Origin of the sequence: Ornithinimicrobium flavum, assembly GCF_004526345.1 — a bacterium.
Lineage (GTDB): Bacteria > Actinomycetota > Actinomycetes > Actinomycetales > Dermatophilaceae > Ornithinicoccus > Ornithinicoccus flavus.
The window spans coordinates 70,616-83,169 of sequence record NZ_CP038213.1; the positions used below are offsets into that span (position 1 = coordinate 70,616).

Below are 12,554 nucleotides of genomic sequence, written 5' to 3' on the forward strand. Positions count from 1 at the left end.
CGCCGGTCCCGGGGCGACGGGGCCGCCGACCGGCGCGGTATGCGGATCCGCGTCGGCTCGGTGCCGCGCACGGATTTTACCGACACAGTGTCGGGAAACTACTGTGGAGCCCATGACCTTCGTGTACTCGTTCCTCGTCTTCCTGCACATCGTCGGCGCCGCAGCCCTCGTCGGCGGGTGGCTCATGACCTTCCGCACGCCCACCGTCGGGTTCTGGCAGCACGTCGGGGCGTGGGTGCAGCTCGTGACGGGTCTGCTCCTGGTGGGCCTGCTGGAGATGGACGACGCGGAGGTGAACCAAGTCAAGATCGGGATCAAGCTCGTGGTCCTCATCGGCGTCCTCGTCGCCGCCTTCCTCGGTCGCCGGGCCGTCAAGCGGGGCGCCTCGGTCCCGGTGGGCATGGCCCACGCGGTCGGCGGGCTCGCGCTGATCAACATCGCCATCGCCGTCTTCTGGTGACGGCCGGCGGTCGACCCGGCTGCTCCGGGCTCACCGGGCTCACCGGGCTCACCCGAGGAGACGCGCGAAGCCGGGTGCCGTGACCTCCGCCCCCGGGGTGCCGCGGGAGACCGGCCCGGACCCTGCGGTCGTCGCCCAGCTCCTCCGCGCGCAGGCACCCCGGTGGGCGCACCTCCCGGTCCGCCCGACCCCGACCTCCGGCAGCAGCACCTGGGTCTACCGCCTGGGCGACGAGCTGGCCGTCCGGCTGCCGCGGTCCGACGGGAACGTCCCGGACCTCCTGAACGAGGTGCGCTGGCTCCCCCACCTCTCTGACCGGCTGCCGGTCGTCATACCCCGGGTCGTCGCCGTCGGAGAACCCACGGAACACTTCCCGCGCCCGTGGACCGTCGTCTCGTGGGTGACCGGGGACCCTCCCCGACAGCTCGATCCGAATCAGCAGGGCCGGCTCGCCCGGACCCTCGGGCGCTTCCTGAGGAGCCTGCACGAGCTCGACACGTATGGAGCCCCCGCCGGGGCTGCGTCGTGGGGCTACCGGTGCGGGGAGCCGGTCACTGACACCATCGACGCGTGGGCGGAGCACGCTGCGGCAGCTCTCACCGACGTCTTCGACGAGGCGGCGGTGCGTGAGGCGTGGCGGCGGCTGCGCGACGTGCCGCCCGCCACCGGACCGCCGTGCCTCGTGCACACCGACGTGTCGGCGGAGAACGTCCTGACCCACGCCGACGGGCGTCTGGCGGGGGTCATCGACTTCGGGGGGACGGGCGTCGGCGACAGGTCGGTCGACCTCCTGTACGCGTGGAGCCTCCTGGAGGCGCCGGCTCGCGAGCAGCTCCGGGTCGAGGCGGGGGCCGACGAGGCGACGTGGACCCGGGCGCGGGCGTGGGCCTTCGTCGGCCCGGGGCTGCGCACGATCGCCGGCTACCGCGACGTCATGCCGGCGCGGACCGCGCGTCTCACCCGGATGGTGGAGGCCGTGGCGGCAGAGGTCGGCGTCCGGCTGTGCTGAGCGGCCGTGGAGGCTCGACGGTGAGGTTGCCCCGCAGGTGAGGGTGCCCAGGGGCGAGCCCGCCCCCGGGCGGCGGACACCCTTCACGGCAGGCCTCTGTCCCGGCCCGTGAGGGCCGGGTGCGGGGCGCGGTCATCGGAGGTGCCAGGTGACGCCGAAGGCGGTCACGGTCGCGGTGAGGTCGTTGTCATGGACCCACGTGTGGTGCCGGGGACAGAGGAGCGCGTAGTTGGACACGTCGGACTTCCCGCCCCGGGACCACCACACGACGTGATGGGCGTCGCACCAGGTCGCGGGTACGGAGCATCCAGGGATGGTGCAGCACTGGTCGCGCCTCGCCAGCTGGATCCGCTGCCCGGGGGTCACCAGGCGCTTGGCCCGGCCCTGGTCGAGGACCTCGCCCTCGCTCCCCAGCACCACCGGGATGAGGTCGGCCTCGCAGGCCAGCCGACGGATCGTCTCCGCGGTCACGGTGGCGCCGTCGAGGGTGCTGCCGCACCCGGCCTGCGTCGTGGTCTCCGACAGCATGCGCCGGAGCACCTCGAAGTCCAGCGAGACGACGAGCGCGGCCTTGGACGTGGTCGGCTCGCCCTTGGTGCCGGCCACGCCCCGCCGCAGCACGGTGAGGAAGGCGTCGTAGCGGCGCTGCCCCGGGGTCCGGGTGTCGACCACGCCGGTGGCCTCCTGCTCCTCCTGGGAGGCGGGAGCGGCCAGCGGGGAGGTCAGGATGGCCCGGACGGCCTCGTAGTCACCGTCGTCGCCGAAGGTCATGATGATCCGCTTCACCGACCCGTCGGCGAGGCTGGACTCGTGCAGGTCACGCAGCGAGCGGCGGGCCTTGTTGGCCTCGTCGTGGTCCTTCTCCCGCAGGCAGCGCCGCACCATCTCCGTCAGCGTGCGCCCCAGCGCCGCGTCGTCGACCCCGTCGTCGCACGCGGCGTCGACCAGCGTCGTCACCAGATCGGCATACAGCTCGGTCGTGATCGCTCCCCGCACGCGCTGCAGCGACCGGAGCAGCCGAGCCGCCCGCGCCAGGCCCAGGCCCCGCTCGAGGACCGCCCCGACCACGGCCGCGTGGACCGGCTCACTGCCGGCCGAGGCCACCTTCGCCAGGTCCCGCACCGCCGGGCCGTCCAGGTCCGGGCAGCGCATCGCGAGCCAGTCGACCAGCCCGAAGCCGCTGCCCAGGTGCAACCCGCGCTGGGCCGCCTCGCACGCCAGCCGCACCCGGGTGCGCATCAGCGTCGCGCCGACGTGCCCGACCTGGTCGAAGCCGTCCGCGACCTGGGTGTCCTGCAGCAGCGCCACCCCGCGCACCGCGGTCTCGGCGATCATCGCGTCACGCCCGGCGCCGCGCAGGCGCGAGGTCACCACCTCACCGGGGGTCCGTGCCGCGGGCAGCCCTCCCTCGGCGAGCTCCGCTGCCCCGAGCCTCAGGATGTCACCGCCCCACGTCCCCTTCATGCGAACAAGTGTACGAAACATGACCGACAGACCCTCCGTGACACGCCGTCGTGGGCACCGCTCGACACCGGAGGGGTCGGCCACGAGGGCAGGTGGGTCGGCGGGCCACACTGTGGGGGTGACCTCCGGCTTCGACGAGCACCGCGACGACTGGCGCTCCTACGCCGCCACCCCCTGGAGCCGCATCCGGTATGCCTTGGTCCGGCAGGTCCTCGCCGACCACCTCGGCGACGCCACCGCGGGCGCGCCCCGGCTCCGGGTGCTGGACTTGGGTGGCGCAGACGGCCTGGACGCGCTGCCCCTGGCCCGCCTCGGGCACGACGTGACGGTGCTCGACCCCGCACCCGAGCTGCTGGCGGACGCGCGAGCACGCGGGCTCCGGACCCGTCTCGGTGGCCTCGACGACCTGCACGACCTCACCACTGCCCGGGAACCCGCTGACCTCCCCGACCCCGCCGACCTCCCCGACCTCGGACCGGTGGACGCCGTGCTCTGCCACTACGTGCTGCAGTACCGCCCCGACGAGGACGCCGACCTGGCCCGCCTCGTCGCCACGGTCCGGCCCGGCGGCCTGATCTCCGTCGTCCTGCCCAACCCCGACCACCGCGTACTCACCGCGTTCCTGCGCGACGGCCCCGAGGAGGCGCTCGCGGAGATCGACCGGTCCGAGGCGCCCACCCTCACGTTCGGCACGCAGGTCCGCAAGATCCCCCTCCCGCGCGTCGAGCAGGTGCTCACCGACCTGGGTGCGCAGGTGGTCGAGGTCGTCGGCGGCCGGATCGTCGGCGACCTGCTCCTGGACAACGACCCCAAGCACGACCCGGACTTCTACGCGAGCTGGGAACGCCTCGAGCTGGCACTCTCCCGCCGCGACCCGTTCCGCCGGCTCGGCCAGTTCTACGGCGTCCTCGCCCGGGTATGACGCACCGCTCACCGGTGCAGGGCCGCCTCCCGGCGGGCCACGCCATACCGGTCGTCAGCCGACCGGCTGCCCGTCCGGCTCCTCTAGGCTGACCGCCGCCCCGCTGAACTGCGAGGCGTGCAGCCGGGCGTAGGCCCCGTCCTGCGCGAGCAACTCCTCGTGGGTGCCCTGCTCGACGATCCGCCCCGACTCCATGACGAGGATGAGGTCGGCGTCGCGGATCGTGGAGAGCCGGTGGGCGATGACGAAGGAGGTCCGGTCGGCCCGCAGCCGCGCCATCGCCTCCTGCACCAGCAGCTCGGTGCGGGTGTCGACCGAGGAGGTCGCCTCGTCGAGGATGAGCAGGGAGGGCTGGGAGACGAAGGCGCGGGCGATGGTGATGAGCTGACGCTCACCGACCGACACGGTCGACCCCTCGTCGTCGAGCACGGTGTCGTAGCCCTCGGGCAGGTGCTGGACGAAGCGGTCGACGTAGGCCGCCTCGGCCGCCGCCTGCACCTCTTCCGCGGTCGCACCCGGCCGGCCGTAGGCGATGTTCTCCGCGATCGTGCCCTCGAAGAGCCAGGTGTCCTGCAGCACCATCCCGACCCGGGAGCGCAGGTCCTCGCGGGTCATCGTCGTGATGTCCCGCCCGTCCAGCGTGATCCGCCCGCCGTCCAGCTCGTAGAAGCGCAGGATGAGGTTGACCAGCGTCGTCTTCCCCGCCCCCGTGGGCCCCACGATGGCGACCGTCTGCCCCGGCTCGGCGACCAGCGACAGGTCCTCGATGAGCGGCTCCTCGCCGTAGGAGAAGCTGACGTCCTCGAAGGCGATCCGCCCCGGGCCGCCGTCCCGGCCGGCGGTCTCGACCCCCTCCGGGTCCGGCCGCTGCTGCTCGGCGTCGAGCAGCTCGAAGACCCGCTCGGCCGAGGCCACGCCCGACTGCAGCAGGTTGGCCATCGAGGCGACCTGGGTGACGGGCTGGGTGAACTGGCGGGAGTACTGGATGAAGGCCTGCACGTCGCCCAGCGACAGCGTGCCGGTCGCCACCCGCAGCCCCCCGACGACCGCCACGAGCACGTAGCCGAGGTTCCCGATGAGGAACATCGCCGGCATGATCACGCCGCTCATGAACTGCGCGCGCCAGGTCACGTCGAAGAGCTGCTCGTTGGTCTCCCGCATGCGCGCCCCGACCTCCTCGCGCCGGCCGAAGACGGTGACCAGCTCGTGGCCGGTGAAGGCCTCCTCGATCTGCCCGTTGAGGGTGCCGGTGTGCGCCCACTGCGCCTTGAAGAGCTTCTGGCTCCGCGAGGCGATGAGCAGCGTCACCACCACCGAGACGGGGATGGTGAGCACCGCGATGATCGTCAGCACCGGGCTGATCCACAGCATCATGCCCAGGATCGCGATGACGGTGACCAGCGCGTTGAGCAGCTGACCGAAGGTCTGCTGCAGGGTCTGCTGCAGGTTGTCCAGGTCGTTGGTGACGCGGGAGAGGGTCTCGCCGCGCGGCTGCCGGTCGAAGTAGGACAGCGGCAGCCGGTGCAGCTGGTCCTCGGCGTCCGAGCGCAGGTCGCGCACCGTCCACATCGAGATCCGGTTGACCAGGCGGGTGGAGATCCACATGAGCAGGGCGCCGACGGCATACAGGGCGATGACCAGCGCGATCGTGCGCCCGACCGCGCCGGTGTCCACCCCCTGGCCGATGACGAGGTGGGGTGTCCCCTCGATCATGTCGGCGAAGGTGTCCTGCCCCTGCGAGCGCAGGATGGCCGCCACGTCCTCGGGGGGCGTCCCGGCCGGGAAGGTGTCGCCGAGCCGGTTGCCGAGCAGGCCGGCGAAGACGTAGTCGGTGGCCCGGCCGAGCACCCGCGGGCCGAGGGTCGACAGCAGGACGGCGCCGATCGTCAGCAGGACGGACAGGCCGACGAGCATCCGGTATGGCGCGAGCCGGCCGAAGAGGCGCCGCGCCGACGCCTTGAAGTCGCTGGGCTTCTCCACGGGGACGCCGAAGCTGCCGTGACCGCCGGGGCGGGGGCCGCGCACGGGCACGGGGCGGGGGGCCTCGTGCTCCCGCTCGTCCGCGGTGTCGCGCTCGCTCATCAGGCCACCTCCCCCGCGGCCGCGAACTCCTGGGACCGGGCGATCTCGGCGTAGGTCTCGTTGCCCGCCATCAGCTCGTCGTGGGTGCCGAGGCCGACCACCCGCCCCTCGTCGAGCACGACGATCTGGTCGGCGTCGACGACGGTGCTGACCCGCTGGGCGACGACGATGACCGTGGCCGCGCGGGTCACCGGCCGCAGCGCCGCCCGCAGCCGCGCGTCGGTCGAGACGTCGAGCGCGGAGAAGGAGTCGTCGAAGAGGTAGATGTCGGGCCGGGCGACGAGGGCCCGGGCGATGCACAGCCGCTGCCGCTGCCCGCCGGAGACATTGGTGCCGCCCTGGGCGATCGGGTGCTCGAGGCCGTCGGCATACCGGCTGACGAAGTCCTCCGCCTGGGCGACCCGCAGCGCCTCCCACAGCTCGTCGTCGGTGGCATCGGGGTTGCCGAAGCGCAGGTTGGAGGCGACGGTGCCGGAGAAGAGGTAGGGCCGCTGGGGCACGATGGCCACCCGGGACCACAGGTCGCGCGGGGCGAGGTCGCGCACGTCGATCCCGTCGACGCGCACCGTCCCCCCGGTGACGTCGGCGAGCCGGGGTATGAGGCGCAGCAGCGTGGTCTTGCCCGAGCCGGTGCCGCCGACGATCGCCGTGGTCGTGCCCGGCCGGGCGCGCAGCGAGATGTCGTGCAGGACGGGCGCCTCGGCCCCGGGGTAGGTGAAGTCGACGGCCTCCAGGTCGACGGTCCCCACGACGTGGTCGGCGTCGGGCCGGACGGGGTGCTCGGGCGTGACCACGGTGGAGTCGGTCTCCAGGACGGCGCCGATCCGCTCGGCCGAGACGGACGCCCGCGGGATCATCGTCGCCACCATCGTCGCCATCATGATCGACATGAGGATCTGGATGAGGTAGCTGATGTAGGCGGTGAGCGCACCGACCTCCATCTGCCCGGCCTCGACCCGCTGGGCGCCGAACCAGATGACGCCGACGCTGGAGAGGTTCATCACCAGCATGACGATCGGGAACATCAGCGCCATGAGGTCACCGACCTTGAGGCCGATGCCGGTGAGCTCGGTGTTGGTCCGCCGGAAGCGCTCGGTCTCCTCGCGCTCGCGGGTGAAGGCGCGCACGACCCGCACGCCGCTGATCTGCTCGCGCAGGATGCGGTTGACCGCGTCGAGCTGCTTCTGCTGCGCGCGGAAGAGCGGCACCATCCGCCAGATGACCAGGCCGATGGCGAGGAGCAGCACGCCGACCGCCACGGCGATGAGCGGCCAGAGCCCGACGTCCTGGCGCATCGCCATGTAGACGCCGCCCACCCCGGTGATCGGTGCGGCCACGAGCATGACGAGCGCCATGAAGGTCATCTGCTGGATCTGCTGCACGTCGTTGGTGTTGCGGGTGATGAGGGTCGCCGCGCCGAACTGCCCCAGCTCGCGCGAGGAGAAGCTGAGGACCCGGTCGAAGACCCGGACCCGCAGGTCGCGACCCACCGACATGGCGGTCCGGGCCGCCGCCCACGTCGCGCCCACCTGGGCGACCGCCTGGACGGCGCTGACGGCGAGCATGACCCCGCCCAGCCGCCAGATCGTCGCGGTGTCGCCGCGGGCGATGCCGTCGTCGATGATGTCGGCGTTGAGGGTGGGCAGCCACAGGGAGGCGATCGTCGCGACGAGCTGGAGCACCAGCACCCCCACGATGAGCCCGGTGTAGGGCCGCAGCTGGCGGCGCAGCAGTCGGGTCAGCACCCGCCCATTGTGCTCCGCCGACCAGGGAGACGGGAACGGTGTTGGCCCACGGTGGTATGGGGTGGGTGTGACGGACGGGAGATGTGGGGCGTCCGTTCACCCTTGAGGGTGGGATACGTGATAGGAGCGTGATCAGATCGTGATCGGATCGTGATGTAGGCCCGGTGCTTCCAGGGGCCGTCCAGCCTAGGGTCGGGGTGGTGCGCCGTCCCGGGTGCGCCCTTCATCAAAGGAGATGGATTCGATGGGTTCACGTACGCCTGGGGGACCCTCCCCACGACGTGCTCTCTCCGGTGTCGCCGTCGTGGCGCTGACCGGGGCCATGCTGGCCCCGCTCGCCGCCACCGCCGACGACGACGCCTACGTCGCGCCGGGATCACCGGCCCCCGAGAGCAAGATTCATGACGGCACCCTGACCGGTGCCGACTTCGTCCCGAACAGCTACTTCGTCCAGCTGGCCGCGCCCGCCACCACCGACGGTGGCTCCGCGGAGCGGATCGAGACCCAGCGCGACCAGTTCCTGGCCGACGCGCGGACCGCCGGGGTGGACGTCGAGGTCACGAGCGAGTACTCCACCCTGTGGAACGGTCTCGCCGTCACCACCGACGAGGGGTCGCTGACGACCCTGGCCGGCTCCGACGTCGTGGAGGCCATCTTCCCGATGGGTGTCATCGACGCACCCGTCCGGCCCGAGGGCGAGGACTACGCCCCGCAGATGGGCACCGCCAAGGGCATGACCGGTGCGGACATCGTGCACAGCGAGCTCGGCATCACCGGCGCGGGCATCAGGATCGGCATCATCGACACCGGTGTCGACTACGACCACCCCGACTTCGGTGGCGGGGGCGTTCCCGACGGCGACACCTTCCCGACCGAGCGCGTCGCCTTCGGCTACGACTTCGTCGGCGACAGCTTCAACGCCAGCTCCGCGGACGGGGACGCCTACCAGCCGATCCCCATGCCGGACGAGGACCGGACGACTGCCAGGGCCACGGCACCCACGTGGCCGGCATCTCCTCCGCCGACGGCGAGGTGACCGGCGTCGCCCCCGACTCGATCATCGGTGCCTACCGTGTCTTCGCGCTGCGAGGGCTCGACGACCGCGGAGATCATGCTGCACGCCATGGAGAAGTCCCTCGAGGACGGTATGGACGTCGTGAACCTGTCCATCGGCTCGGCCTTCTCCTCGTGGTCGGAGTACCCGACCGCACGTGCCACCGACGCGCTCGCCCGCGAGGGCGTCGTCGTCGCCGCCTCCATCGGCAACTCCGGCGCCAACGGGCTCTACTCCGGCGGCGCCCCCGGCGTCGGGCGGGACACGATCGGCGTCGGCTCGGTCGACAACACCTTCTTCATGGCCAACTACTTCGTGGACCACGAGGGCAACGAGGTCACCTACGTCACGGGCACCTCTGTCCCGGCCCCGCCCACCGAGGGCACCTCGACGGTGGTGGCCGTCGCCGAGCCGGGCTCCGACGCAGCGCGGACCTGCAACGCTGACGGCACGATCCCCGTCCCCTTCACGCCGGAGCAGGCAGCCGCGATCGAGGGCAACTGGGTCCTCATCGAGCGCGGTGGCTGCTCCTTCTACGACAAGGCCGCTCGCGGCCAGGCCGCCGGTGCCGCGGGCGTCATCATCTACAACAACACCGCGGGCCTGCTCACCCCCAGCGTGGCCGGCGACCCTCCGGTCACGATCCCGGTGATCATGGTTCCGCAGGCCGACGGCCAGCGGATGGTGAACGACGCGCTCTGGCCCGACCAGGACCCGATCGAGATCACCTGGACCGACGAGATGCTGTCCTCGCCGAGCCCGACGGGCGGCCTGATGAGCTCCTTCAGCTCCTTCGGGACCACGGCCGACCTCTGGTACAAGCCGGACCTGTCCGCTCCCGGTGGGCAGATCTACGCTCCCTACCCGCTGGAGAACGGTGCCTACGCGACCCTCTCCGGCACCTCGATGGCGTCCCCGCACGTCGCCGGCGCCGCGGCGCTCATGCTCGAGGCCGAGCCCGGTCTGTCCGTCGAGGACGTCAAGCTGCGCCTGCAGAACAGCTCGGAGCAGGTCCCGCTGAACATCGCCCCGTCCGTCGGCCTGGAGGTCGTGCACCGGCAGGGCAGCGGCGTCTGATCCAGATCGACGACTCGATCCTGGCCGACGTCCTGATCGAGCCCGGTCTGGTCCAGCTCGGCCAGCAGCTGGCCGGCGAGACCAGCACCAGCACGGTGACGGTCTCCAACCGCACCGACGCCGCGCAGGTCTTCACGCTCAGCCACACGCCCGCCGTGTCCACCTCGGGCACCGCGAACGACTGGTTCTACACCCTCTGGCCGGCTGAGGTCACCCACCCCGAGACGGTCACGGTGCCGGCCGGTGGCTCGGTCGACGTCCCGCTCGTCATCACCTCTCCGGAGGCGGACGAGGAGGAGATGAGCCCGAACTTCGGCGGCTACGTGCAAGCCCCGCCGAGGAGGACGGTGCGGTCTACAGCGTGGCCTACGGGGGCTCGGCCTTCGACCTGCAGGACATCGAGGTGCTGGCCGACATGACCACCGGTCTGGAGCTGCCCGCCCTGGCCCACGTCACCGCGTGCGAGGTCTGGGACGGCATCGACTGCGTCGCCGGCGGCAGCTACGCCCTCGCCGACGAGGACGCCGAGTACACGATGGGTCGGGGTGACCACCCGGTCTTCCTGATCCACTTCGAGCACCAGGCCCGGCACATGCGCTGGGAGGTCTTCGCCGCGAACGAGGACGGCACCGCGGGCGAGTCCCTCGGCACCGTCGCGGCCGTGGACTATCTGGCCCGCACCGCCACCCGCAACGGCTTCTCGGCCTGGAGCTGGGACGGCATGGTGGTCGACGAGGCCACCGGTGCTCGTCACCGCGTGCCCGCCGGCGACTACGTGATGGAGATCGACGTCACCAAGGCCAGCGCCTGGAACGACGACCGTGAGCCCGGGGTGGAGTCCTACTCCAGCCAGAGCTTCTCGATCATGTGGCCGGGTCAGGGCCCCGACGTCAACCGCGTCGCCGGTCACGACCGCTACGCCACCGCCGCCGAGCTCGCGGTCATGCGCTTCGAGCCCGGTGTGGGGACGGTCTTCGTCGCCAACGGCCTGGACTTCCCGGACGCCGTCGCGCGGCGGCGCGCTCGCGGTGGAGGACGAGGGTCCGGTCCTGCTGACCCGCGAGGGCAGCCTGCCGGGTGCGACCCGGTTGGCGCTGCAGGACCTGCAGCCCGAGCGGATCGTCGTCCTGGGCGGGAACGGTGTCGTCAGCGAGGCCGTGATGGCCGAGCTGGGCGGGTATGCCGACGAGGTCGAGCGGGTCGCCGGCAGCGACCGCTACCGCACGGCGGCGGCGATCGCCCAGGAGTGGGCCGCCAGCGACGTGGTCTTCCTCGCCAGCGGGCAGGACTTCCCGGACGCGCTGTCCGCGGCGGCCGCCGCCGGCGTCGAGGGCGCCCCGGTCCTGCTGACCCGTCAGCACGGTCTGCCGGGTGCGACCATGGCCGAGCTGGAGCGGCTGGCGCCGTCGACGGTCTACGTCATCGGTGGCGACGCGGCGGTGTCCGACGAGGCCGCCCAGGAGGCCGGCTGGTACGCCGACGAGGTCGTCCGCCTGGGTGGTGCGGACCGTTACCGCACCGCCTCCCACGTGGCGCAGGAGTTCTTCCCGACGCCGACCAACGAGGCCTTCCTGGCCACCGGCATGGACTTCCCCGACGCGCTCGCCGCGGCTCCGGCCGCCGCGATGAACGGCGGACCGGTCCTGCTGACCCGCCCGGCCTCGCTGCCCTCGGCCACGGTGACCGCCCTGGACGCGATCCGCGCCCAGACGATCACCCTGGTCGGTGGGTTCGGCGCCATCTCGCTGGAGGTCCAGGAGACCCTCGAGCGGCACGTCTACCCGTGAGGTCGAACCTCCACGGGTGACCCGCCCCTCGGGTGATCCACCAGGAAGCCCCCCGGACCCTTCGGTCCGGGGGGCTTCCCGCTGCACCCGGTCTGCGGCGCCGCCCGGGTCCGCCGGTCTGCGGCGCCGCCGGGTCAGCCGGTGCGACGCCGCCGGCGTCAGCCCGTGAGGCGCCGCCCGCCGTCAGCCCGTGAGCCGCTCGCGGATCTGGGCCATCCGGTCGATCTCCACGCTCTGCTCGACGTGCACGTCGCTCGACATCTCCACGGCCCGCACGTCGATCCCCTCGACGCCGTGCGTCTCGGCCATCGCCAGGGCGCCCTCGTGGTGCCGGGTCATGAGGTCCAGGAAGAGCAGGTCCGCCTCCCGGCCGCTGGCGGCGGCGAGGGCCTCGAGCTCCTCGGGGGACGCCATACCGGGCATGTCGGCGTGGTCGGACCCGTGTCCGGCGTGCCCGGACCCCGCGGTGCCGGCGCCACCGTCGACCGCCCGCGCCACCTGGCCGCCCATCCTCGCGACGTCCACCCCCGCGTCGACCGCCTCCTGCGGCACCGGGCGGTCGTGCTGGACGAGCCAGGTGGCCATCGCCTGCAGCTCGGGACCCTGGGCGGCCTCGATGCGGGCGGCCAGTGACCGGACCTGCTCGTCCTGCAACCCCTCCCTCGAGCGCTCCACCATCTCGATCGCCTGGCTGTGGTGGATGATCATCTCCGCCATGAAGCGGGCGTCCGCGTCGTTGTGCTGCGGTGCGGGCACCTCGACCGGGCCGGTGTGGGTCGTGTTGGCCTCCCCCGGTCGACCCGGCTGGAGGACCGGTCCGTCGGGGGTGACGGTCGCCATCGCGCTCGCCGCCGGGTCCTCGGCGGTGCAGCCCGACATGGCCAGACCGAGCACGAGCAGGACGGGGGCGAGGGCGACCCGGGGGGCGGCGAACGGCATACCTCCCACCTCAGC

General features: G+C 72.4%; 10 protein-coding genes. 6 read left to right on the forward strand and 4 right to left on the reverse strand.

Translation table 11 applies throughout. The features are described from left to right. The first annotated feature begins 112 nt into the window (after positions 1 to 112). Together E3Z34_RS00370 and E3Z34_RS00375 are read left to right on the forward strand one after the other, a co-directional pair. Complete coding sequence (locus tag E3Z34_RS00370) at positions 113 to 460, forward strand: hypothetical protein (RefSeq protein ID WP_134772002.1); 348 nt, start codon at positions 113 to 115, stop codon at positions 458 to 460. 79 nt (positions 461 to 539) lie between these two features. Then, positions 540 to 1,469, forward strand: a complete 930-nt coding sequence (locus tag E3Z34_RS00375; RefSeq protein ID WP_134772003.1) for an aminoglycoside phosphotransferase family protein — start codon at positions 540 to 542, stop codon at positions 1,467 to 1,469. A 132-nt stretch (positions 1,470 to 1,601) separates the two neighbouring features. On the opposite strand, the gene E3Z34_RS00380 is transcribed toward E3Z34_RS00375, so the two are convergent. Next, positions 1,602 to 2,933, reverse strand: coding sequence for an HNH endonuclease signature motif containing protein (locus tag E3Z34_RS00380; protein WP_158288550.1), 1,332 nt, complete (start codon positions 2,931 to 2,933; stop codon positions 1,602 to 1,604). Positions 2,934 to 3,051: 118 nt separating this feature from the next. Here E3Z34_RS00380 and E3Z34_RS00385 point away from each other — a divergent pair, with 118 nt between their 5' ends. Then, on the forward strand, positions 3,052 to 3,855 hold the full coding sequence (locus E3Z34_RS00385) for a class I SAM-dependent methyltransferase (RefSeq protein WP_158288551.1): 804 nt from the start codon (positions 3,052 to 3,054) through the stop codon (positions 3,853 to 3,855). Between the two features lie 54 nt (positions 3,856 to 3,909). Here the strand turns inward: E3Z34_RS00385 and E3Z34_RS00390 are convergent, their stop codons facing one another. Continuing rightward, positions 3,910 to 5,937 carry an ABC transporter ATP-binding protein gene (locus tag E3Z34_RS00390; RefSeq protein WP_134772006.1) on the reverse strand — a complete coding sequence of 676 codons (2,028 nt, stop codon included), beginning with the start codon at positions 5,935 to 5,937 and terminating at the stop codon, positions 3,910 to 3,912. After that, entirely contained in the window at positions 5,937 to 7,682 is a 1,746-nt protein-coding gene (locus E3Z34_RS00395; RefSeq protein WP_134772007.1) for an ABC transporter ATP-binding protein, read from the reverse strand. Before E3Z34_RS00395 ends, E3Z34_RS00390 begins: the two co-directional genes overlap by 1 nt. Before the next feature lie 1,072 nt (positions 7,683 to 8,754). Here E3Z34_RS00395 and E3Z34_RS00405 point away from each other — a divergent pair. The 3 genes from E3Z34_RS00405 (at position 8,755) to E3Z34_RS00415 (ending at position 11,600) form a co-directional block, all read left to right on the forward strand. Further along, the gene (locus E3Z34_RS00405; RefSeq protein ID WP_134772008.1) at positions 8,755 to 9,813 is read left to right on the forward strand and encodes a S8 family serine peptidase; all 1,059 of its coding nucleotides are present in this window, start codon (positions 8,755 to 8,757) and stop codon (positions 9,811 to 9,813) included. A 95-nt stretch (positions 9,814 to 9,908) separates the two neighbouring features. Continuing rightward, positions 9,909 to 10,232 (forward strand): hypothetical protein, encoded by a 324-nt coding sequence (locus E3Z34_RS00410; RefSeq protein WP_158288552.1) that lies wholly within the window; start codon positions 9,909 to 9,911, stop codon positions 10,230 to 10,232. A gap of 609 nt (positions 10,233 to 10,841) precedes the next feature. Next, entirely contained in the window at positions 10,842 to 11,600 is a 759-nt protein-coding gene (locus E3Z34_RS00415) for a cell wall-binding repeat-containing protein (protein ID WP_134772010.1), read from the forward strand. 183 nt (positions 11,601 to 11,783) lie between these two features. Here E3Z34_RS00415 and E3Z34_RS00420 read toward each other — a convergent pair whose 3' ends face one another. After that, positions 11,784 to 12,539, reverse strand: coding sequence for a DUF305 domain-containing protein (locus E3Z34_RS00420; RefSeq protein WP_134772011.1), 756 nt, complete (start codon positions 12,537 to 12,539; stop codon positions 11,784 to 11,786). Positions 12,540 to 12,554: the final 15 nt, after the last annotated feature.